Here is a 21,385-nt window from a genome sequence, read left to right as displayed (position 1 = left end):
TCGCCTCCTCGGCGGCGGCTGCCGCCGTTGACGACGATCCTTGGCCGCCCGTCGAAGCGGAGCCGAGCGAGGTGGTCCCGTTTCCTCCGGTCGCAAGGCCCGACGTCGTGGGGGTCCCGGAGGTCAGGTCGTCTGGAACGGTTGTCTCATAAGGTCGTTCGGTCATGGATCCTTGTCCCTTCATCGGTCGCCCTTCGCGGGCCCCGTTCTCGAGCTCGACGTGGCGGGCGTGCTGTCACGGGGTTGGGGTACCCACCGGCGTCGGGCTCAAGCCCACTTCGAACACGTGATCTGGATTCGGCGACATCGGGTACGACACACCAGTTGCGGTGTGCCCCTCCGAGACAACGGACCGGCTCGCGCGAGACATGCTCCAGTTCGCGACTTCGCCCATCTCGCAAACCGATTCACCGCCACAGCGACGGTCTGGCCGAGGGCATGCGCAGCTCCCCACCGCGCTGATGGACGCCGAGCCGCCGACCACGGCCGGCCCGTTGCCGCTGCCGGTGAGACCACCGGTCAGCGCAGGACGCCAGAGCTCGTCACAGCCTCGATGGAGAGGGTGCGGTAGCCGACGGCGTCGAAAAGGGCCGTGATGCGGTCCTCCTCGACGGCCATGACGATGCCGTCGCCCCAGTCATCGTGCGTGACGGGCGCGTCCAGCTCGAAGGGCCCGTTGCTCTCGCGCCGGGCCAGTGCCGTGCCGGCCTCGCAGCGGTCGCACCTGCCGCACGGCTCGCCCAGGTGCTCGCCGAAGTAGCCGAGCAGGAACTGGCGCCGGCAGCCGCTCGTCTCCGCGTAGCCGCGCATCATCTCGATGCGCGAGCGGATCAGCGCCTGGTGCGCCTCGGCTCGCTCCACCGCGGCAGTCACGGCCTCCGCGGTGGACACGTCGCGGGCGTGGGCAACCTTGCCGCGCCGCACCGTTCGCAGGGCGCCGACCTGTTCGAGCAGGTTGACGGCTCTCGTTCGCACGGCCCGCGAGAGCTCCGTGGCGCGATCGAGCTCGCGCGTCCCCACGGGTCCGTCAGCGTCGCGCAGCGCCTTCGAGACGCGCCTGAGGGCGTCCTCCGGTGCCCTCGCTGCCGTGAGGAAGGCGTGCAGGTGCAGGTCCTCGGGGCGGTAGAACAGCTCTGCCGCCGCCGGCTCACCGTCGCGGCCCGCCCTGCCGATCTGCGGGTAGTAGGCATCGAGCGAGTCGGGCGCCGCCGCGTGCAGCACGAAGCGCAGGTCCGGCTTGTCGATGCCCATCCCGAAGGCCGACGTCGCCACGACGACCGCCGCCTCGTCGGAGAGGAAGGCATCGTGCACCGACTCACGGCGGGCGGCCGTCATGCCGGCGTGGTAGGCGGCAGCGCGTGCACCGCGGCTCGCCAGCTCCTCCGCCAGTCGGTCGGCGTCCACCCGTCGGCTGACGTAGACGATGCCCGCGTGGCCGTCGGCGGTGAGTTCGACGGCGCGCTCGACCACCGCCTGGCGCTGCTCGTCGGCCTCCGTCAGCAAGGCGACCCGGAGCCGGAGGTTCGGGCGGTCGAAGCTCGTCACGGTCTCGGCCACCTCGCGCATCCCGAGGCGCTCGACGATGTCGTCGCGGACCGGCCGTGCTGCGGTGGCCGTCAGCGCAACGACGGGAGGGTGCCCGAGCCTCTCGACGACCGGCCGCATCCTCAGGTAGTCGGGCCGGAAGTCGTGTCCCCAGGACGAGACGCAGTGTGCCTCGTCGACGACGAAGAGCCCCGGGCGGGCGCCCGCCAGACGCTCCACGGCGTCGTCGCCGGCCAGCTGCTCGGGTGAGAGGAAGACGTAGCGGGCATCGCCCTGCGCGAGGGCGTCCCACGCTGCCCGACGCTCGCCGGCCGACTGAAGCGAGTTGACCAGGAACGCCCCGCCCACACCGGCCCGGTCCAGGGCCTCGACCTGGTCGCGTTGGAGCGCGAGGAGCGGTGACACGACGACGGCTGGGCCGTCGATGAGCAGGGCCGGGAGCTGGTAGATGGCCGACTTCCCTGCCCCAGTGGGCAGCACGGCGAGCAGGTCCCGTCCAGCGAGCACCTGCTCCATCGCGTCGAGCTGGTAGTCGTGCAGCCGTTCCCAGCCGAACGACTCGGTCGCGACGCGCTGCAGGTCTTCACGGGTTACGTGGGGCACGGGCCACTCCTACCCTCCGCGACGCTGCCGCGAGCGGCCGAGCAGCTCCACGACGGGCCAGCGTCGTGCGGGTGGGTATGGGGGCAGTGGACCCGGCAGCCGGGACCACCACCGACAGACCACCGACCCACCACTGACCGAGCACCCAGAGGAGAGCGCCATGTCCAACGACGCCATCGTCCTGTTGAAGAACGACCACCAGGAGGTGCGCAAGCAGTTCCGGGCCTTTCGCAAGGCCGACCTCACCCCGGTGCAGAAGCAGACCATCGTCGACACGATCCTCGAGCTGCTCACCGTGCACACCTACGTCGAGAACGAGGTGATGTACCCCAGGGTGCGACAGCTGCTGCCCGACCTCGAGGACGACGTGCTCGAGTCGTACGAGGAGCACCACGTGGCCGACGTGCTGTGCATGGAGCTCGCCGCCATGGACGCCACCGACGAGCGCTTCGACGCCAAGACGACCGTCCTCATCGAGAACGTGGAGCACCACATGGAGGAGGAAGAGCAGGAGTGGTTCCCCAAGGTGCGTGAGGGGCTGGGCCGCAAGCAGCTCCAGGAGCTCGGTGAGGAGCTTCTCGCAGCGCGGAAGAAGGCCCCTCGCCGGCCCGAGCAGCCGAGTGCCATGAAGAAGGCGGTCGACGCCGTCATCTCCTGACGTCGCACCGTTCGAGGACCACCCGAGGGGGTAGGGACTCGGCATGAACCCATCCCCTGGAACGACCTCGTCGAGCCCCGCGGTCGGTCTCGTCGAGCGACTGGTGGAAGGCCGCACGTCGCTCGACGCACCGGCCGACGCTCTCGCCCCCATCGCCGCTCACCTCCGTGGCACGGGCGCCTGGCGGCGCCTCGTGACGGGTGAGGCCATCGGGCACGCCGCGCACCCCTTCCTCACCGACCTGCCCATCGGCTTCTGGACCTCCGCGGCGTTGCTCGATCTCGTCGGCGGGCGCGGGGCGGCCAGCGCCTCCCGGCGCCTGGTCGCCGCCGGACTGGCCTCGGCGCCTGCCGCGGCGCTCACCGGCGTGGCCGAGTACGCCGGCATCGGCCCGAGACCCCGGCGTGTGGCCCTCGTGCACGGGGGTCTCAACGTCCTGTCGGTCGGGCTGTATGCCGCGTCGTGGGCAGCCCGGCCGCGCCACCGGAGCCGAGGAGTCGCGCTGGGACTGGCCGGTCTCACGGTGGCTGGGCTGTCGGCGTACCTCGGTGGGCATCTCGCCATCGGCGAGAAGATCGGCACGACCACGGCGGTGGCGCCCAGCCCCGACGACGTCGGCGTGCTCTGACCCGGCCGGACTCGCGGCTCACCCTCCGGGGCCGACGACGTCCTGCCCGCCGTCGTCCTGCTGGCCCTCGTACGTCGCCACCACGGCGCGGGCGAGCACCGCGAGTGGGACGCCGGCCCGCGCGGCGGCCTCGCGCAGTCGCGTCTCGGCCTCGGCGGGGTCCACGGCGCCCTGGGCGATCAGCACCCCGATGGCGACATCGATCACCCGTGCATCCCTGAGGTTGCCCACGCTCTGGGTCGCCTGGACCCTCGTCTGGAACTCCAGGTCGGCGTTGTGGACCGCGCCCTGTGGCCAGGCGCCGAAGAGCGAGGCGAGCTGCTGCACGTGCCCGTCGAACGTGCGGGCACCGGAGCCGTAGAAGTTGGCGCCGCCGGTGACGACGCCGTTGCGCATGAAGGGGAGGGAGAGGGTGCTGCGCACCCCGTAGGCCGCCGTCGCCTGCGCGAACGACCGCCAGCTCTCCTCGTCGAACAAGCCATCCGCGCTCGTCTGCACAACGGTTCCGGTCTCGGTGGCCACGGTGCACGGCCCCGCCTCGAGGTACTGCATGCCGTCGAGCACCGCCACGTCGAGGTCACTGGCGACGTAGGTGAGCACCAGACCCTCCACCAGCAGGCCCAGGCTGACGCCGACCAGCTCCGGAACGCTCCGCTTGGCCTCGTCGACGAGCTGGCGCAGGTCCTCCCGAAGGTCCATGTCGCCGTAGCTCTCGAGCTCCGCGAGTGCTTCGCCGGTCTCTCGAGTGGGCTCCATGACAGTGAACTACCCAGTGGAGCAGCGATCATGCCCGCTCGCGTCTGAGCGGGCATCGCAACGGGTACCACCCCTTGTGGAGGCTCCAGCCACGCGGCCCCCGAATGCGCCGGCGCCCCCTCACGCGGTGCGCCGTGTGCCTGCTTCGAAAGGCACCCGGTTTGAGCCCTGTCATCGCCTCCGTCCCCTCGAGCCACGTCTACGTGCGTCACCTCAGCTCGCCCGACGACATCGGCTCTGTCATCCGCCTTCCCGACCCGAAGCCCCGGGCGGATGTTCCCGATGCGCAGTGGTGGCCGCCGCGGATGCTGGAGCCGGGATGGGTAGCGAGTCATGCCGACGAGTTCGATCTCATGCACGTGCACTTCGGGTTCGATGCCGTCTCCCCCGCCGAGCTGGCCGAGCTGGTTGTCGAGCTGCGTCGGCACGGCAAGCCGCTCGTCGTCACGGTCCACGACCTGCGCAACCCGCACCACGTCGAGCCCGAGCTCCACGCGGCCCAGCTGGGCGTGCTGGTCGAGTCGGCGGACCGGGTGCTGACCCTCACGCCCGGCGCTGCCGCGGAGATCCGCGCGCGCTGGGGCCGGGAAGCCCTCGTCGTGCCACACCCCCACGTCGTGGAGCCGGAGCGTGCCGCCGTGGCGCGCGAGCCGCATGAGGGCTTCGTCATCGGCGTGCACGTCAAGAGCCTTCGAGCCGGAATGGACCCGTTGCCCGTCATCGACGAGATCGTCGCGGTCCTCGGTGAGCTGCCGGGGGCGAGACTGCGGGTCGACGCGCACACGGATGTCATGACTCCGGGCTACGACCGTCACGCTCCCGACCTCGCCGCGCACCTGCACCGGCTCGAGGCGGCGGGCCTCGTGGACCTGCACGTGCACGACTTCTTCACCGACGACGAGCTGTGGGACTACCTCCAGTCGCTCGACGTCTCCGTGCTCCCCTACCGGTTCGGCACGCACTCCGGGTGGCTCGAGGCCTGTTACGACCTCGGCACCGTCGTGGCCGCCCCCGACTGCGGCTACTACGCCGACCAGCGGCCGTGCCTGACGTATGCCGCCCAGGGCAGCGGGCGCGTCGAGTCAGGCGCGCCTGCGCTGGGGGACGTCCTGCGCCGGGCCTTCGTGGAACGCCCCCAGTGGCGTGCGGACCTTGGCGACCGCCGTCGCGAGCGGGCGGAGATCGCCAGGGTGCACGAGGAGGTCTACTCGGACGTCCTTGCGGTGGTGAGGGACAGGGGTGCTGCATGCACGTCGTGATCATCGCCTCGTCGACCTATCCGATCGCGGAGCCCTTCGCGGGCGGCCTGGAGTCGCTGACGTGGCACCTGGCCCGGGGTCTGCGCGAGCGCGACGTCGACGTCACGGTCTTCGCCGCCCCCGGTAGCGACCCCGTCCTGGACGTCACGCACCTGGACGTCCCGCCTCTCAGTCTCAGCGACGCGGCCCGTGCCGACGTCGCGATGGTGCCCGAGTCGTGGCTGCGCACCCACCACGCCTACCTGCAGGTGATGCTCTCGTTGAGGCAGCGACACGACGTCGACATCGTGCACAACAACAGCCTCCACCACCTGCCCGTGGCCATGGCTGACTCGCTGCCCATGCCGACCCTCACGACGCTCCACACGCCACCGACACCGTGGCTGGAGCCGGCAGTCGACATCGCCATGTCGAGGTCCGGGCACCCCCGGAACCACTTCACGGCGGTGAGCTCGCACACGGCCAGGTCCTGGTCGCACGTCACACCGGCGCGAGTCGTCCACAACGGCATCGACGTCCGCAGGTGGACGGCCGGCGTCGGCGGCAGCCACCTGGCCTGGGCCGGACGCATCGTCCCCGAGAAGGCCCCGCACCGCGCCATCGCGATGGCGCGGGCCTCCGGCCGTCGCCTGCTGCTCGCGGGTCCGGTCGGAGACCGCGACTACTTCGAGCTGCAGGTGGCCCCGCTCCTGGGCGGCGGTGTCGAGTACGTCGGCCACCTCGGCACCGACGAGCTCGTCACCCTGTTCGGCTCGAGCGCGGCGACGCTGGTCACCCCGGAGTGGGACGAGCCCTACGGTCTCGTCGCGGCCGAGTCCCTCTCCTGTGGCACCCCGGTGGTCGCCCTGGACCGCGGCGGCCTGCGCGAGTTCGTGCACCCGAGTGTGGGCATGCTCCTGCCACCGGACGTGTCGGACGAGACCGCCGCGCACGCGGTCGAGCGTGCCGTGCGCCTCGACCGTGCCGCCTGCCGTATGCATGCGGAGACCACCTGCTCGGTGAGCCGCATGGTCGACGACTACGTGAGCGTCTACCACGCGCTCGTGTCGCAGGTGGGAGCGGCATGATCGGCTACTACGTGCACCACCACGGCAACGGTCACCTCATGCGCTTCCTGTCCGTCGCCCGCGAGCTGCGCTCCCCGGTGACGGGGCTCGGCTCGATGCCTCGGCCGGCCTCCTGGAGTGGGCCGTGGGTCCGGCTGGAGCGCGACGACGGCGCGGGTCCCGCCGAGGTCCAGGCCCTCGACGTGACGGCCCGCGGCACGCTGCACTGGGTGCCGCGCCATGACCCGGGCCTCGCCGACCGGACGGCGCGGCTCACGTCGTGGATCGCGGACGCCCGGCCGGCTCTCATGGTCGTGGACGTCTCGGTCGAGGTGTCCGTGCTTGCCCGGCTCGCCGGCGTGCCCGTGGTGGTCGTGGCCATGCCTGGCGCCCGGTGGGACCGCCCGCACCGGCTCGCGTACGACCTCGCCGACGCACTGCTCGCTCCGTGGCCCGAAGGCGCGCACACCGCCGGCTGGCCCGACGCGTGGCGCCGCAAGCTGTGGGCCGTCGGCGGCGTCTCCCGCTTCGACGCGCGCACCGTCCCGAGCGTCGGCCCCGGCGCCCCGGTGGCCGGCCGCGACACGCCCCGCCGGGTGCTGCTCGTGTGGGGCGCCGGCGGCACCGACGTGACCGAAGCCGACGTGGCGGCGGCTCGGGCAGCCACTCCCGGCTGGCAGTGGGTCGAGCGCAGTCCGCGGTCGCCCTCCCCCGACCTCTGGTCCGACCTCCGGGCCGCCGACGTCGTCGTCACCCACGCGGGGCAGGGCGCGGTCGCCGACGTGGCGGCCGCACGCCGCCCGGCGGTCGTCGTGCCGCAGCGCCGGCCGTTCGACGAGCAGGGGGCCACCGCTGCCGCCGTGGCACGACTCCGGGCGGGTGTGGGGCTGCGGCGCTGGCCACGCGATGCCGCGGACTGGCCCGGGCTGCTGGACCACGCCCTCGCGATCAGGGGCGACGGCTGGGCCAGGTGGTCGTCGGGACACGGGGCTGCCGACGCGGCGGCCCGGCTCGATGCGATGGCCGGCACGGCCCCCTCGGACGGTGCACGGACCCCGGGGCGAGCCGTGCCCGAGACCGTGGAAGCGCGGCCTGCCCCGGCACGAGCCGCGTCGTGACGGCGAACCGGGCGGCGGTGGTGACCATCGTGCATCGCCGGCACGACCACCTCGCCAGGCTCCTGTCGGGGCTGGCGGTGCAGACACGGTCGCCCGACGTCCTCGTCGTCGTCGCCATGGACGACGACGACGTCGAACCGGTGGTGCGCCACAGCCCGCTCGCAGCGCACGTGCCCACCGTCGTGGTCCCCTCGATCGGGCGGGTCCGCGGGCGTCTGCCCCTGGCGGCTGCACGTAACCTCGGTGCGGCCAGCGCTGTGCAGCTGGGAGCCACCCGCCTCGTCGTGCTCGACGTCGACTGCATCCCGTCTCCGCGACTGGTCGAGCGGTACGGCGCCGTGATGGAGGCGGACGACGCCCGTCGACCTCTCGTCTGGGCCGGCGAGGTGGCGTACCTGCCGCCTGCCCCTGCCGGCCGCGACTACCTCGAGCTCGACCTGGACGCGCTGGCCGCCCCACACGGCGCCCGGCCTGTGCTCGCCCCGGACGAGGTGCGCGTGGCCGATGACCTGCGTCTGTTCTGGTCCCTGTCCTTCGCGACCACGGCGCGGACCTGGGCCGCGGCCGGTGGCTTCGACGAAGGGTACGTCGGCTACGGCGGCGAGGACACCGATTTCGGCCAGCGACTGGCGCACCTCGGCGGGGCGATGGTCTGGGTCGGTGGGGCCCGCGCCTACCACCAGCACCATCCGACGAATGACCCGCCCACGCAGCACCTCGACGACATCGTGGCCAACGCGAACCGTTTCGCACGGCGCTGGGGCTGGTGGCCCATGGAGGGCTGGCTCGAGGCGTTCGCAACGCTCGGCCTCGCGCGTCGCGAACCCGGCGGTCGGTGGCGCACGACCACGGGCGACACCACCTGACGCAGCCCGCGTCCAGGGCACTGACGGTGGTCTTGCCCGGGCGGGCGGCGTGGGGCGATGATGTGCGCGCCACCGCCTGTGCCACGTGGTTGGAGCCAGGCGGTGGCGCTCCTGACGCCCTACCCAGAGCGGCTCGAGTCTGACCGGCGCACCCCGCCGTGGACGTCGAGCAGGAGCCCGGTCGCTGCGTCCGGCCGCCGTATCGGGTCTTACGTCCGGGGCCTTACGTCCGGGGCCTCACGTCCGGTCAGCGTCACCCGCGGGGTCGTCGGGCGGGTCACCGCCGTCGGCAGCGGGCGGTGCGGTCGAGGAGCTGCCACGGCCCCATGACCGCTCGACCCGGAGCGGCCCGGTGTCGGTCGGCAACGAGGCGACGTCGTGCGAGAGCTGGAGCTCCCGGACCGCCCGCAGCGAGTCGCTGATGAGCGAGCCGTAGACGGGCCACGCGTCCGGATCGGGCAGGGGCGTCGTGCGCACCTCCTCGCGCAGGACCTCGAGCACGCCGAGCGCGCGCTCCGTCGCGTCCGCAAACGCTGCGTCGGCCACGTCGTCGTGCCGGCCCAGCTGCTCGACGGCCGTCGCCAGCGCGTCGAGGGCGTCGGCGTACCGGTGCAGGAAGGTCGGTGACGGCGCTGGTTGCTGGCGGTCGGCGTCGCCGGCATCGACCAGGGTGCGGGCGATGCCGGTGACCTGCCAGAGCATCCGCCGGAGGGCGTTGACGGTGTGCTCGTACCCCTCCCAGTCGACGTCGACGGGCCGCAGGTTGTCGCGCGGGTTGAGACGAGTGCTCTCGCGGCCCGTGTGGATGTCCTCGATCACCAGCGGCGCACGGTCGGCGATCGCGCTGCCGCGGCGGTACCACGCCTGCGCGCTGTCGTGGCTCCACTCGCCGCGCACGCCAGCGGCCATCTCCTCGAGCAGGTCGTGGACCTGACGGCCGAGCGCCGCGACTCGCTGACGGGGCTTGGTCAGGTGCAGGGGCGCGAACACGACGGCGTTGACCGCAACGCCGATCAGCCCGCCGACCACCGTCTCGACGATGGTGAGGTAGGTGAACTGCTCATCGGTGCCCTTCACCGTGATGAAGGAGAGCAGCACCATGGTGGGCACCTGGATGCCGTGGTCGCCGAGCCTCCCCCAGCGACCGATGACCAGCGCGAAGAGAAGGACCCCTAGCATCGACCACCAGGTGATTCCGACGAGGATGGCCACCACCCACGCCACGGCGAGACCGAGGACCACCGCCGCGATGCGTTGCACACTGGCCGCGAGCGAGCGGACCATCGTGCGGTCGACGACGAGCAGGGCCGCCATCGGGGCGTAGAACGGCGCGGAGCTGTGCAGCACGTGCAGCGCGAACTGCCAGGCCACGACCGCTGCCACGGCCGACTTGACCAGCAGCAGCAGCGCGTCGCGCTCGGGCCCGGGCTGCCTCAGCGCACGCCCGAGCGCGCGGAGGCGGGTCGTGGTGTCGTCTCGCCACGTGCTCACCATCACTCCTTGGCGAGTGGGGTGAGGGGGTGCCCCACTCCGGGGCGACGTACCCACGTCGCCACGAGCTCGGACGCCGACGGGCGTCACACGTCCCACGGCGACGTCGCGGCCGCGCGAGCACCGGCTCTTGGCCCGAGGCGGACCAGCACTCCCGCAGCGGATGACCACACTTGCGGCGCCCCTGGTGCGATGATGCAGTCATGACCGACCTGAGACAGTCGTCGGCCTACGATTTCGCCTCTCTCGCGCGCAGCCTGGTCGAGACGGATGGGTTCGATTCGACGCTGGAGACGATCGTGGGCAGTGCCGTCGAGCTCATCCCCTGCCGGTGGGCAGCCGTCGCCGTGAGCCCGCACCTGACCGACCACCCCGCCAAGCACTCGGCGAGCTCCGACGAGGCCTTCGGGGCCACCGTCGCGCGCATCGCCAGCCGCGCGGGCACGAGTCCCGGCATCGTCGCCTTCGACGATGGGGGCACCGTCCACTCCCCCGACCTGGCCTGCGACGACCGGTTCCCGGACTACCGCGACGGGATCCTGCAGGAGACTGCCGTGCGCTCGGTCCTCTCGGTGGCCATCCGCGTGCACGACACGACGGTCGGGGTGCTCACCATGTATGCCGCCGAGCCGGGTGCGTTCGACGCCGAGGCCGTCGAGCGGGCCCACCTGCTGACCGAGCACGCGGCTCTCGCCATCGCTGCCGAGATCAGTGGCGACCGCGCCGACAACCTCGAGGTGGCCCTGCGCAACAGCCGCACGATCGGCGCAGCCATCGGCATCCTGACGGAACGCCTGCGCATCCCCTCCGGTCAGGCCTTCGAACGCCTGCGGCGGGCCAGCCAGCAGAGCAACCGCAAGCTCAGCGACCTCGCGGCCGAGCTCGTCGAGACCGGAACCCTCTCCGGACCGCTGGAAGACGTGCTCACAGGGCGCTGAGTCCCCCGCATCGCCCGCACTCGACCCGCAGCATGGCTGCGGCGGCCGAGGCGGCGTCGCTCGACTGGACGGCCTCGGACACGTCGCCGTGGGCGCGCACCACCGCGGCGCCGGGTATCGCGGAGGGCAGCTCGCCGACGACGTCGCCGAGCGCGGCGAGCATCTCGTTGCCCGATGCCGCGAGCAACGTCGCGTGGAACAGCTGGTCGGCCCGCAGGTACGCCTCGAGGTCCCCGGACTTCGCGTGCACCGCCATCTGCACCACCGCCCCGACCATCGCCCCGCACTGCTCCGGGCTCGCGTGCGCCGCCGCCAGCTCGGCCGCCACCGGCTCGATCCCGCGCCGCAGGTCACCCAGCGACAGCAGCTGCTCCTCACGCCCCGGGCCGTCCAGACGCCACCGGATCACCCGCGGGTCGAACACGTTCCACGACGAGCTCGGCAGCACGCGTACGCCCAGACGCTTGCGCGCCTCGACCAGGCCCATCGAGTCGAGCACCCGCACCGCCTCACGCACGACCGACCGGGACACGCCGTGGCGCTCGTCGAGCTGGTCGATGCGCAGCACCGTCCCGGCCGGCAGGTCACCCGAGACGATCTCGCGTGCGAGCGTGTCGAGGAGCCGTGCGTGCAAGGCCCGAGACACGGGGGCTCCGATGGCGCCGGTGGTGCTCATGAGGCCTCCTGGGGCTCTGCGGGCGGACAGGGAAAAAGGACAAGGAAAGGGCCGGTGTCGCGCGGGCTGCGCGGCACCGGCCCTGTGGGGTCAGTCGACGACGGTGCCGTCGGGCTGCACGAGGTGGCCCTGCCGGGCCTTGCGCAGCTCGGTCTCGTTGCGGATCTCGCGGAAGCGCTGGTCGCTCAGCGGGTACTTCCAGAAGATCACCATCGCGATGAGAGCGACCAGGGCGGGCAGCAGGCCGATGGTGAATCGGATGGCCGTGACCGCCGACTCGGGCTGCACCGGGTTCGGCACCGCCGCGGTGGCGGAGAGGTAGCCGCCGAAGGCGAGGGCTGCGGCACCGACCGCGCCGCCGATCGACTGGGTGATCTTGCGCGTGAAGGAGAAGACCGCATACGTCGCGCCCTCGGAGCGCGTGCCCGACTTCCACTCGCCGTACTCGACCGTGTCGGCCTCGAGCCCGAACATGATCGTGTTGATCAGTGCGGCACCGATTCCCTTGATGCCGAGGAAGATCAGAGCAGGAGCGGCCGCGCCGGTCGGGGTGAAGAAGAGGGCGATGCCGCCCACGACGGTGAACAGGCCACACCACTGGAAGAGGGACTTCTTGCCGAATCGGTCGACGAGCTTCGGGATGAACGGAGCCGCGACGATGGAGATGCCGCTGTTGACGAGGGTGATCGGGCCGAGCCACTTGATGTCGCCCATGACGTACTGCGCGTAGTAGGCCGAGGCGCCACCGACGGCGAACAGCCCGATCAGGTAGAAGAAGCTCGCGGCGCACAGGTAACCGAGCGGCTTGTTGCTGCGGAGCGTGTCCCAGGTCTCGCGCAGCGACACCCGAGGCGCGGTGCGCACGACCTGCTCGCGGCAGAGGTACCAGGTGACGAGGTAGGCCAGCGAGCCGATGACGATGAAGAGCAGGGTCGTCTGGGTGAAGATCGCCTGGACCTTCTCCTGGTACTGGGCGGCGCTCAGCGTCTTCTTCTCCGACTTCAGGTCGGAGATCTTCGGCGCGATGATGTAGGTGAGGACGATGCCGCCGACGGCGCCGCCGAAGAAGCGGGACGGACCAGCTTGGCACGCTCCTTGACCGACTGCGTCATCGCCGAGGCGAGGGAGCCGTAGGGGATGTTGACGAGCGAGTACAGCAGCCCCAGAACGGCGTAGGTGACGTACGCGTACAGGAGCTTGGCGCCGTCCTCGAGCGAGCTCGGCACGTGGAACGTGAGGAAGCTGAGGAAGAGGAGCGGCACGGCGCCGAAGAGGATGAAGGGACGGAACTTGCCCATCCGCGTCATCGTCCGGTCAACGAGCCGGCCGGCGAACATGTCAGCGAAGGCGTCCCAGAGCCGCACGACGAAGAACATCGTCGCGACGGCGGCGGCCGAGAGACCCGCGACGTCGGTGTAGTAGTACAGCAGGAACGCCGTGCTCAGCGTGAAGGCCAGGTTGTTGGCGAAGTCGCCGAACCCGTAGCCGACGACCGAGCGCTTGGGCAGCCGCTCGTCGATGAACTTCTGAGCGATCTGCTCTGTGGTGATGGAGGCCATCAGCCGAACTCCTTTGTGGGCTGGGCATTTCTGCCGGGTGATGTTTCAAGTACAGGTCCGGCGGACCGCACCCGGCAATCAGTTGCCGCTTGTTGCCGGGGTGGTGGCCGACCGGCTCTGAGCGGCGTCGGTGGCGCCCGGTCCGGGCGTGGGAACGGCGAGCAGGTCGGCGGCCGCTGCGAGCTCGCGCAGTCGCCCCGCGGCCGAGTCCCGGGCCGCGCGGTACGCGGCGACGTCGGCGGCGTCGGGGACGATCGTGTCCGCCCCCAGCGGGTCGGCATCGAGCAGGCCGGGCGCCAGCGCCTCCAGGGCGGACTCGAGCGTTGGCGCCTCTCCGATCGCGTGCAGGCCCAGGGCTGCAGCGCCGAGCGCAGACCCCTCCGCGCCGGCCGTCACGAGGAGCGGGCGGCCGAGGACTCCCCCGAGCACCTCGCGCCACAGCGGTGCGCGGAAGACACCACCGGTCGCACGGATCGACGTCACCGGGCCGACGGTGTCGAGCCCGTCGAGCACCGTGGCCAGCTGGAACGCCACGCCCTCGACGGCCGCCCGCACGAAGTGGCCCCTCGTGTGGTGCTGGCGCAGCCCGAGGAAGGCTCCTCGGACGTCGGCGTCCCAGAGCGGCCCGCGTTCGGCGAGGAGGAACGGCAGCATGACGAGCCCCTCGCTGCCGGGCGGCACGCCCGCGGCAAGCGCGAGCACGTCGGCATCGCGGTCGGGGCCTTCGGGCAGGTCCGCGGCGAGCACCGAGCCTGCCCAGCGCACGACCGCTCCCCCGTTGCTGATGGGGGTGCCGACGACCCATCTGTCGTCGGTCAGGGCGTAGCAGAAGAGCCGCCCTGTCGGGTCCGCGAACGGCTCGTCCACGACGAGCCGCAGAGCGCCGCTCGTCCCCAGCGAGAGTCCGGCGACACCGCGACGCAGCGCGCCCGTGCCGAGGTTGCCGAGCGGCCCGTCACCGGCGCCCAGCACCACCGGCGTGCCGGGCGGCAGGCCGGTGCGAGCGGCAGCCGACGCCGAGAGCGGGAGGGAGCTCGTGGTCGGCAGGACCTCGGGCAGCTGGTCGCGGCGCACGCCGGCGAGCTCGAGGGCGCGAGGGTCCCAGGTGCGGTCCGCGATGGAGAGCAGGCCGGTGCCGCTGGCCGAGGACAGCTCGGTGACGACCCGTCCGGTGAGGGCGTGGACGACGAGGTCCTTGAGGCCGGCCCAGGTGGCGGCTCGGGCCGTCAGCTCCGGCTCGTGACGGGAGAACCAGCGCAGCTTCGTCAGCGGCGACATCGAGTGCACCGGCGTGCCCGACGATCGCTGCAGCTCGGCCGCCGTCGGCGTCGCGCGAAGCTCTCGTGCCTCGTCCCGGGCCCGCGCGTCGGCCCACGTCACGATCGGGGTGAGCGGCTGCTGGTCGCGGTCGAGGGCGATGACCCCGTGCATGGCGGTGCTGATCGAGACGGCCTCCACCACGGTGGTGCCCTCCAGCGCAGCGACGACGTCCGAGAGCGCGCGGTCGACGGCGCGCAGGACCGCCCCGGGGTCCTGCACCCGCCAGCCCGACCGGGGTCGGACGAGCGGGTACTCGTGGACCGCCGAGACACGTTCCACCGGCTGCCACTCCCCGATGCCGAACGCGACGGCCTTGGCGGCGGTCGTGCCGACGTCGAGACCGATCACGACGCGGGGCGCAGCGGTCATCGCGACCTGGCCTCGAGGTCGTGCACCTGCCGCGACACGACGGCGACGAGCCGCTCGTCGTCGAGGTCGAGCCACGCGAGCGTCCGGCGCGCGGCTTCCTCGACGGTGCCGGAGGCCAGCCCGGTCACCTCGCGGGCGCGCGCGTCGGTGACGGGGGCACCGAGCCCGCGCAGGTGGGCCACCCAGGCGGCGACGAGACGCGTGGCTCCGGGCGTTGCGACACCGCGGTCGAGCTCGGCGCGGATGACGGGAACCGCACGGATCGGCACCTTCTGCGAGCCGTCGGCGGCGATCTGGGCGAGCAGGTGTCGGATGCCCCGGTTGCGGTAGCGGTCGAGCAGCGCCGCACGGTAGCTCGTCACGTCGTCGGCGGGCAGGTCGAGGTGGGGTCCTGCTGCGTCCCACCACTCCTCGACCCAGGACCTGACGACGGGGTCGGCGATCGCGTCGGCCACGGTCTCGTGCCCGAGGGCCGACGCGGCATACGCCATGAGCGAGTGAGAGCCGTTGAGCAGCCACAGCTTGCGGCGTTCGAAGGGGCGCACGTCGTCGACGACCCGCGCACCGGCGGCGTCCCAGGCCGGTCGACCGCCCGGGAAGTCCCCGGCCAGCACCCACTCCGAGAACGGCTCGGTGGGCACGACGGCCGCGTCGTCGAAGCCGGTGAGCTCGCGCACCGCGGCACGGTCGTCGTCGGTGGTGCGGGGGGTGATGCGGTCGACCATCGTCGTCACGAACGAGACGTTGTCGTCGATCCAGGCAGCGAGGTCGGGGTCGACACGGACGGCCAGCTCGCCGACGACCCGGGCCACCATCTCGTCGTTGTCGGGCACGTTGTCGTTGGGGACGACGGCGAGAGCGCCTGCTCCCGCAGCGCGTCGCGCCAAGAGGCCCGCGACGAGACGACCGGGCGTCGTGGTGACGGCTCCGTCGACCGGATCGGCCTGCAGCGCAGCGATGTCCGCCGCCACGTCAGCATCAGTGACGTCGAGGCCACCGTCACCCGCGCGCTTGTAGCCGGCCTCGGTCACCGTCGTCGTCACGACGACCACAGCAGGGTCCGCCAGGTAGCGGCGAAGCGACGTGAGGTCGTTGCCTGGGTGGACCGCGCTGAGGCTCGACACCACCTCAGGGCGCGCGTCCTGCTCACCCCGGACGAGCAGCGTGTAGAGGCCGTCCTGGGCGGACAGCGCGTCGGCGACGGCGGCCGACCGCCCCGTGAAGGCGGCGATCCCCCAGTCGTCCGCGTCGGGGGCGTGCTCGGTGTACCACGCGGCGTGCGCGCGGAAGAAGTTGCCGACACCGAGGTGGACGATGCGCACGGGGGCGGCGGGACGGCCGGCGCGCCGGCGACTCAGCCGTTCCCCCGGCACGTCGCTGACGGCATACGGCGGCTTGGACGGGGTGGGGCTCGTGCGGGTGCTCACAGCTTGAACGCCTTCCTGGGGATCGACGTCACGAGGTCGACGGCCGTCTCGAGCGCCTCGTCCTCGTCGAGGCGGTGCTCGGCGACGAGCTGGGCGAGGTAGCCGCTGTCGAGGCGGCGCGACATGTCGTGGCGCGCCGGGATGGAGAGGAACGCGCGGGTGTCGTCGATGAACCCGGACGTGCGGTAGAAGCCGGCCGTCTCGGTGACCGCGCCGCGGAACCGGCGCACCGCCTCGGGGGCGTCGAGGAACCACCACGGGGCGCCGGCGTAGACGCTCGGGTAGAAGCCGGCGAGCGGCGCGATCTCCCGCGAGAACACCGTCTCGTCGAGGGTGAAGAGCACCAGCTGGAACCCGTCAGCTGTGCCGAACCGGTCGAGCAGCGGCTGCAGGCCCTTCGTGAACTCGACGGTCGTCGGGATGTCGTGGCCGGTGTCGGCGCCGAAGGCCTCGAACGTCGGTGTGTGGTGGTTGCGGTGGACGCCGGGGTGCAGCGTCATGACGAGGCCGTCCTCGGTCGCCATCCTCGCCATCTCCACGAGCATGTGGCGACGGAACGCCGTCGCGTCGCCCGGGCTCACGACCCCCCTCAGGGCGGCGTCGTAGATGCGGGCCGCGTCGGCGACATCGAGCACGAGCGTCTCGACGTCGGCGTGCGAGTGGTCCGACGACACGGCGCCGTTGGCCTTGAAGAAGCGGCGGCGCTCCTCGAGCGCGGCGATGTAGCCGGCATACGAGCCGGTGTCGACGCCGCTGGTGCGCGCCAGGTCGCTCATGAGGTCGGCGAAGCCGGCGCCAAACGGCTCGAGGTAGCGGTCGGGACGGAACGTCGGGACGACCCGCGGCGCGAAGCTCTCGTCGTCGCGCAGCACGCGGTGGTGGTGCAGGTCGTCAGCGGGGTCGTCCGTCGTGGCGAGCACCTCGATGCCGAACCGGTCCATCAGGGACCGGGGCCGGAAGTCGGGCCGCGCGATCGTCTCGGCGATGCGGTCGTAGATCGCGTCGGCCGTCTCGGGTGCGAGCCGCTCCGTCACGCCGAAGACGTCGGCGAGCACGCTGTCCATCCAGAAGCGGCTCGGCGTGCCCCGGAACGACTTCCAGTGCTCGGCGAGGATGCGGAAGGCGTTGCGGGACGCGGCGGCGTCGAGGGGCCGGCCGGCGACGCCGAGGTCGTCCAGCCGTACGCCCTGGGCGTGCAGCAGGCGGAAGACGTAGTGGTCGGGCGCGATGAGTAGCGACGTCGGGTCGGTGAACGGCACGTCGTCTGCCAGCCATGCTGGTGGCACGTGGCCGTGCGGCGAGATGATCGGCAGCGAGGCGACGGCGGCGTAGAGCCGACGGGCGATCTCGCGCGTGCCGGGGTCGACGGGCAGCAGCCGATCGGGGTCGAGGGCGAGCGGTCGGGCCGCGGCAAGGGTGGTCATGCCAACCATCGTGTGCCTCGGGTGCGTGGCCGGGCTACGGGTTGCCACCTGTTGCCCAGGGCGCTTGCCACTCCTCGGCGGCCGGGTGAGAGTGGGGCCCATGACGACGACCGCACCGAAGCCTGCCCCCGCTGGTCCTGACGCCGACGAGGCGCCAGAGATGGCTGCACGGCGGGCGGCGCGTCTCGGCGGTGCCGAGAGTCGCCTGACGGCCGACGAGGTGCGCGGCTTCATCCACGAGCAGCTGGCCGCGGCCGACGTCGACGGCAAGAGCGTGTGCATCGTCGTGCCCGACGGCACCCGCACGTGCCCGCTGCCACTGCTCGTCGGCGCGGTCCACGAGGCGCTGCACGGGCGGACCACGAGGATGACGACCCTCATCGCGCTCGGCACCCACCAGCCGATGACCGAGGACGCGCTCGCCGCGCACCTGGGCTACGAGCCGGGGCGCATCGAGGAGACCTATCCCGGCATGACCGTCATCAACCACGAGTGGTGGGACGAGACCACCTTCGCCGACCTGGGCACGATCCCCGCGACCCGACTGGCGGAGCTGTCCGAGGGCCGCCTGTCGATGGACGTGCGGGTGCTGCTCAACCGGGCCGTCGTCGAGCACGACATCGCCCTCGTCGTCGGGCCGGTGCTGCCGCACGAGGTCGTCGGCATCTCGGGCGGCAACAAGTACTTCTTCCCGGGGGTCGCCGGGCAGGACATCATCGACGTCTCGCACTGGATCGGGGCGCTCATCACGTCGGCGGAGATCATCGGGACCACCGCCGTGACGCCGGTGCGGGCGCTCATCAACGAGGGCGCGTCGCTCGTGCCGGCCGAGAAGCTCGCCTTCTGCGTCGTCGGCGAGAAGGGTTCGCACGGTGGCGAGCAGGCGCTGCACTCGATCTCGTTCGGCGACACGATCTCGTCGTGGGCCAGCGCGGCCGAGGTGTGCGCCCAGACCCACGTGACCTACCTCGACGAGCCGGTGCGTCGCGTCATCTCCGTCATCCCCGAGATGTACGACGACATCTGGACCGGCGCCAAGGGCTTCTACAAGCTCGAGCCCGCGGTGGCCGACGGCGGCGAGGTCATCCTCTACGCACCGCACATCAGCGAGATCTCGACGAGCCACCCCGAGATCAACGAGATCGGCTACCACTGCCGCGACTACTTCGTGAAGCAGTGGGATCGCTTCAAGCACATCCACTGGGGCACGCTCGCCCACTCGACGCACCTGCGGGGGGCCGGCACCTACGACGCCGACACGGGCGAGGAGCGCCTGCGCGTGCAGGTGACGCTCGCGACCCGCATCCCCGAGGACGTATGCCGTGCCGCCAACCTCGGCTACCTCGACCCCGACTCCCTCGACGTCGCCGCCGAGGCGGAGGGCGGCGCGTTCGTCGTTCCCAACGCCGGCGAGGTCCTCTTCCGGCTGCGCTGACCCGTCGAGCGGCGGGTCACGAGCCGCATCGGCATGACGATCGGCTCGCGGCTCGGCACGGCTCCCCCGACCATCGCCACGAGGTTGCGCACCCCGGTCGCGCCCATGGCATGCAGTGGTGCGGCGACGGTCGTCAGCTCAGGCTCGGTGATCTCGGCGAGGAGCGTGTTGTCGAAGCCGACGACGCTGACGTCGCCCGGCACGTCGAGCCCCAGGCGCAGCAGGCCCTTGAGCACCCCGATCGCCACGACGTCGTTGTAGGCGATGACCGCGGTGGCGCGCTGGTTCGAGATCTCGCGGGCGCGGGCGAAACCCGCCTGGATCGTCGGCGAGTTGCTGGGCCCGACCCGCTTGACCTTGAGGTCGAGCTCGTAGGCCGCCTCGCGCAGCGCCTGCCAGCGCACGCCGTCGGTCCAGCTCGACTCGGGGCCGGCGACGTAGGTGACACTCTCGTGCCCGAGCTCGGCGAGGTGCTCCACGGCGCGGCGCATCCCGCGGGCGTTGTCGACGAGGATGCTCGCCACCTCGGGCAGCCGCCGGTTGAGCACGATCAACGGCTTCTGCTTCGCCATCATGCGGATCGCCTGGTCCGACATGCGTGAGCTGGTCAGCAGCACGCCCTCGACGGCCCGCAGCTCGCGTTCGGTCCACTCCCGCTCGAGCTGCGCGTCCTCCTGGGTGTGCGAGAGGAGCACCGTGTAGCCGAGCTCGCCCGCCGCCTCGTGGGCGCCCCGGATGATGTCGGCGTAGAACGGGTTCGTGATGTCGGTGACGACGAGCGCGATCGAGCGGGTGCGGGTGGGCACGAGTCCCGCGAGCGACCCCGACCGGTAGCCGAGCTTCTGGGCCGCCTCGAAGATCCGGGCCGCCGTCTCGGCGTTGACCCGCCCGGGTCGGGCGAAGGCGCGTGACACCGTGGAGGCAGCGACGCCGGCGGCCTCGGCGACGTCGTAGATCGTCGGGCGACGCTCCATGCCGCCCACCCTAGTGACCCCGCCCCTTCATCGAGAAAGCAATCCGTCCCCCTCACCTCCCCATCGAGAACGCAATCCGTCCCCCGCCCCCATTGAGAGAGCAATCCGATCGCCGCTGTGGATGAGGCACGAGACCTGCCTCGCCGGACGACCACGATCGGGATCACGGCCACCTCGATCCCAGAACCACTCAGGCACCGCCCGTTCACCTCGGAGATCGCAACAGTGTGGCGGTTGAGCAGACGTCAGGTGCACCGTCTGAACCTGCATGCGCCCGTTCGCGGTGTCTGGTCGACAACGCCCCTCGAGTCGGTTGCTCAGCAGTGTGCGGCCGTGTCTCTCGTGGTCGAATGCCACTGCTTCTCGCACCTGACGGCGGCACGACTCCATGGCCTGCCGCTCCCGCGTTCGCTTGACGACGACGACGCGATCCACGTCATGCGGGATGCCCGCGACGGAGCGGTTCGGCGCCGCGGCGTGGTCGGGCATTGTGGCTTGTTCGCTCGCGACGTCGTGGACGTCGACGGCATACCGGTGACAAACCTGGCCGACACGTGGGTCGACATGGGAGAGCTCATCCGTCCCGGGGTTCCGCTCGGCCTCGACGACCTCGTCATCATGGGAGATGCAGTCGCGGACAGGCTGGGCTCGATCACCCCGCTCGTCGAGGCTCTGGACGCACGGAAGGCACCCAGGGGTAAGCGAACGCTTCTCGAGGCGCTGTCGTGTTTCCGGGTCGGTTCGGAGTCACCGGGCGAGACGAGGACGAGGCTGATCCTGGTTCGGGCCGGACTTCCTGAGCCGGAGCTGAACGCAACCGTGTACGCGTCAAGTGGCCGTCGTCTCGGCCGGCCCGACATGCGGTGGGTGAAGCAACGACTCTTGTTGGAGTACCAGGGCCGAGACTTCCACGACAGTGACGAGCAGCGGGCCAAGGACGAGCTGCGCTTCGCGCGGTTCGCGAAGCACGACTGGCGTGTCCTTCCTGTCTGGGACAAGAACGTGACCACCGGTGAGGCCCGAGAAGCTCTCGTTGTAGGGGTGGCGAACGAGCTCGGTCACCCGATCGAGGACCTTGACCTCACAGACATCCATCCCAGGTTCTTCAGCCTGCGCATGCTCGAGCTCGCCGAGATCCGTAGCCGGCGACTCCGGGCGCAGTTCCGGTAATCATGGTTCGAGGGAGACGCTGACTCCGGGCAGTGGCAGGGACGGACTGCTTTCTCGATCGTGATGTGGGGGGACGGATTGCTTTCTCGATGAGGAGAGCGGGAGCGGCGTGGCAACTGGTGG

At 71.6% G+C, this 21,385-nt stretch carries 19 protein-coding genes; 9 read left to right on the top strand and 10 right to left on the bottom strand.

Annotation, left to right across the window (positions count from 1 at the left end; genetic code table 11):
• Window positions 1-519: 519 nt before the first annotated feature.
• Complete coding sequence (locus tag ACYVNR_RS10110) at window positions 520-2,148, bottom strand: RecQ family ATP-dependent DNA helicase (RefSeq protein WP_461047939.1); 1,629 nt, start codon at window positions 2,146-2,148, stop codon at window positions 520-522.
• 160 nt (window positions 2,149-2,308) lie between these two features.
• Here ACYVNR_RS10110 and ACYVNR_RS10105 point away from each other — a divergent pair, with 160 nt between their 5' ends.
• Complete coding sequence (locus ACYVNR_RS10105; RefSeq protein WP_045192654.1) at window positions 2,309-2,806, top strand: hemerythrin domain-containing protein; 498 nt, start codon at window positions 2,309-2,311, stop codon at window positions 2,804-2,806.
• A 43-nt stretch (window positions 2,807-2,849) separates the two neighbouring features.
• Window positions 2,850-3,434 (top strand): DUF2231 domain-containing protein, encoded by a 585-nt coding sequence (locus tag ACYVNR_RS10100; RefSeq protein WP_461047938.1) that lies wholly within the window; start codon window positions 2,850-2,852, stop codon window positions 3,432-3,434.
• Window positions 3,435-3,452: 18 nt separating this feature from the next.
• Here the strand turns inward: ACYVNR_RS10100 and ACYVNR_RS10095 are convergent, their stop codons facing one another.
• Window positions 3,453-4,190, bottom strand: coding sequence for an ANTAR domain-containing protein (locus ACYVNR_RS10095; protein ID WP_461047936.1), 738 nt, complete (start codon window positions 4,188-4,190; stop codon window positions 3,453-3,455).
• Window positions 4,191-4,351: 161 nt separating this feature from the next.
• Between ACYVNR_RS10095 and ACYVNR_RS10090 the strand changes: the two genes are divergently transcribed.
• Genes ACYVNR_RS10090 through ACYVNR_RS10075 form a run of 4 tightly spaced genes read left to right on the top strand, consistent with a single transcriptional unit; the run spans window position 4,352 to window position 8,479 of the window.
• Window positions 4,352-5,449 (top strand): glycosyltransferase family protein, encoded by a 1,098-nt coding sequence (locus ACYVNR_RS10090; protein WP_052677473.1) that lies wholly within the window; start codon window positions 4,352-4,354, stop codon window positions 5,447-5,449.
• Entirely contained in the window at window positions 5,437-6,516 is a 1,080-nt protein-coding gene (locus ACYVNR_RS10085) for a glycosyltransferase (RefSeq protein ID WP_458800182.1), read from the top strand. Before ACYVNR_RS10090 ends, ACYVNR_RS10085 begins: the two co-directional genes overlap by 13 nt.
• The gene (locus tag ACYVNR_RS10080) at window positions 6,513-7,613 is read left to right on the top strand and encodes a glycosyltransferase (RefSeq protein WP_461047934.1); all 1,101 of its coding nucleotides are present in this window, start codon (window positions 6,513-6,515) and stop codon (window positions 7,611-7,613) included. Before ACYVNR_RS10085 ends, ACYVNR_RS10080 begins: the two co-directional genes overlap by 4 nt.
• Window positions 7,610-8,479: a glycosyltransferase family 2 protein gene (locus tag ACYVNR_RS10075; protein ID WP_461047933.1), complete on the top strand. Its 870-nt coding sequence runs from the start codon at window positions 7,610-7,612 to the stop codon at window positions 8,477-8,479. The genes ACYVNR_RS10080 and ACYVNR_RS10075 overlap by 4 nt, the downstream gene beginning before the upstream one ends.
• A gap of 237 nt (window positions 8,480-8,716) precedes the next feature.
• On the opposite strand, the gene ACYVNR_RS10070 is transcribed toward ACYVNR_RS10075, so the two are convergent.
• A complete protein-coding gene (locus ACYVNR_RS10070; RefSeq protein WP_461047931.1) occupies window positions 8,717-9,970 on the bottom strand; it encodes an FUSC family protein in 1,254 nt (417 codons plus the stop codon).
• Between the two features lie 203 nt (window positions 9,971-10,173).
• On the opposite strand from ACYVNR_RS10070, the gene ACYVNR_RS10065 reads away from it, so the two are divergent.
• Complete coding sequence (locus ACYVNR_RS10065; protein ID WP_461047929.1) at window positions 10,174-10,908, top strand: GAF and ANTAR domain-containing protein; 735 nt, start codon at window positions 10,174-10,176, stop codon at window positions 10,906-10,908.
• Here ACYVNR_RS10065 and ACYVNR_RS10060 read toward each other — a convergent pair.
• From ACYVNR_RS10060 to uxaC, 6 genes are all read right to left on the bottom strand, one after another.
• Window positions 10,895-11,584 carry a FadR/GntR family transcriptional regulator gene (locus ACYVNR_RS10060; RefSeq protein WP_461047928.1) on the bottom strand — a complete coding sequence of 230 codons (690 nt, stop codon included), beginning with the start codon at window positions 11,582-11,584 and terminating at the stop codon, window positions 10,895-10,897. The genes ACYVNR_RS10065 and ACYVNR_RS10060 overlap by 14 nt on opposite strands.
• Before the next feature lie 90 nt (window positions 11,585-11,674).
• The gene (locus ACYVNR_RS10055; RefSeq protein WP_461048304.1) at window positions 11,675-12,598 is read right to left on the bottom strand and encodes an MFS transporter; all 924 of its coding nucleotides are present in this window, start codon (window positions 12,596-12,598) and stop codon (window positions 11,675-11,677) included.
• Entirely contained in the window at window positions 12,586-13,143 is a 558-nt protein-coding gene (locus ACYVNR_RS10050) for an MFS transporter (RefSeq protein ID WP_461047926.1), read from the bottom strand. Before ACYVNR_RS10050 ends, ACYVNR_RS10055 begins: the two co-directional genes overlap by 13 nt.
• Window positions 13,144-13,221: 78 nt before the next feature.
• The gene (locus ACYVNR_RS10045; protein WP_461047925.1) at window positions 13,222-14,832 is read right to left on the bottom strand and encodes a gluconokinase; all 1,611 of its coding nucleotides are present in this window, start codon (window positions 14,830-14,832) and stop codon (window positions 13,222-13,224) included.
• A complete protein-coding gene (locus tag ACYVNR_RS10040; RefSeq protein WP_461047924.1) occupies window positions 14,829-16,259 on the bottom strand; it encodes a mannitol dehydrogenase family protein in 1,431 nt (476 codons plus the stop codon). Before ACYVNR_RS10040 ends, ACYVNR_RS10045 begins: the two co-directional genes overlap by 4 nt.
• Entirely contained in the window at window positions 16,256-17,683 is a 1,428-nt protein-coding gene (gene uxaC, locus ACYVNR_RS10035) for a glucuronate isomerase (RefSeq protein ID WP_461047923.1), read from the bottom strand. Before uxaC ends, ACYVNR_RS10040 begins: the two co-directional genes overlap by 4 nt.
• A gap of 100 nt (window positions 17,684-17,783) precedes the next feature.
• On the opposite strand from uxaC, the gene ACYVNR_RS10030 reads away from it, so the two are divergent.
• On the top strand, window positions 17,784-19,118 hold the full coding sequence (locus ACYVNR_RS10030; RefSeq protein ID WP_461047922.1) for a lactate racemase domain-containing protein: 1,335 nt from the start codon (window positions 17,784-17,786) through the stop codon (window positions 19,116-19,118).
• On the opposite strand, the gene ACYVNR_RS10025 is transcribed toward ACYVNR_RS10030, so the two are convergent.
• A complete protein-coding gene (locus ACYVNR_RS10025) occupies window positions 19,022-20,092 on the bottom strand; it encodes a LacI family DNA-binding transcriptional regulator (protein ID WP_045186656.1) in 1,071 nt (356 codons plus the stop codon). The genes ACYVNR_RS10030 and ACYVNR_RS10025 overlap by 97 nt on opposite strands.
• Window positions 20,093-20,425: 333 nt before the next feature.
• On the opposite strand from ACYVNR_RS10025, the gene ACYVNR_RS10020 reads away from it, so the two are divergent.
• Window positions 20,426-21,262 carry a hypothetical protein gene (locus tag ACYVNR_RS10020; protein WP_461047921.1) on the top strand — a complete coding sequence of 279 codons (837 nt, stop codon included), beginning with the start codon at window positions 20,426-20,428 and terminating at the stop codon, window positions 21,260-21,262.
• Window positions 21,263-21,385 lie beyond the last annotated feature (123 nt).

The sequence above is a fragment of the Terrabacter koreensis genome (assembly GCF_054783315.1).
Note: the sequence above shows the minus strand (reverse complement) of the source record. Positions and strands in the feature narration are given on the sequence as shown.

What these genes read in the sequence shown, in the direction of transcription:
- ACYVNR_RS10105 (WP_045192654.1), top strand. Translation starts at nt 2,309, where the DNA reads ATGTCCAACGACGCCATCGTCCTGTTGAAGAACGACCACCAGGAGGTG.
- ACYVNR_RS10100 (WP_461047938.1), top strand. Translation starts at nt 2,850, where the DNA reads ATGAACCCATCCCCTGGAACGACCTCGTCGAGCCCCGCGGTCGGTCTC.
- ACYVNR_RS10095 (WP_461047936.1), bottom strand. Translation starts at nt 4,190, where the DNA reads ATGGAGCCCACTCGAGAGACCGGCGAAGCACTCGCGGAGCTCGAGAGC.
- ACYVNR_RS10085 (WP_458800182.1), top strand. Translation starts at nt 5,437, where the DNA reads ATGCACGTCGTGATCATCGCCTCGTCGACCTATCCGATCGCGGAGCCC.
- ACYVNR_RS10080 (WP_461047934.1), top strand. Translation starts at nt 6,513, where the DNA reads ATGATCGGCTACTACGTGCACCACCACGGCAACGGTCACCTCATGCGC.
- ACYVNR_RS10065 (WP_461047929.1), top strand. Translation starts at nt 10,174, where the DNA reads ATGACCGACCTGAGACAGTCGTCGGCCTACGATTTCGCCTCTCTCGCG.
- ACYVNR_RS10060 (WP_461047928.1), bottom strand. Translation starts at nt 11,584, where the DNA reads ATGAGCACCACCGGCGCCATCGGAGCCCCCGTGTCTCGGGCCTTGCAC.
- ACYVNR_RS10050 (WP_461047926.1), bottom strand. Translation starts at nt 13,143, where the DNA reads ATGGCCTCCATCACCACAGAGCAGATCGCTCAGAAGTTCATCGACGAG.
- ACYVNR_RS10045 (WP_461047925.1), bottom strand. Translation starts at nt 14,832, where the DNA reads ATGACCGCTGCGCCCCGCGTCGTGATCGGTCTCGACGTCGGCACGACC.
- uxaC (WP_461047923.1), bottom strand. Translation starts at nt 17,683, where the DNA reads ATGACCACCCTTGCCGCGGCCCGACCGCTCGCCCTCGACCCCGATCGG.
- ACYVNR_RS10030 (WP_461047922.1), top strand. Translation starts at nt 17,784, where the DNA reads ATGACGACGACCGCACCGAAGCCTGCCCCCGCTGGTCCTGACGCCGAC.
- ACYVNR_RS10025 (WP_045186656.1), bottom strand. Translation starts at nt 20,092, where the DNA reads ATGGAGCGTCGCCCGACGATCTACGACGTCGCCGAGGCCGCCGGCGTC.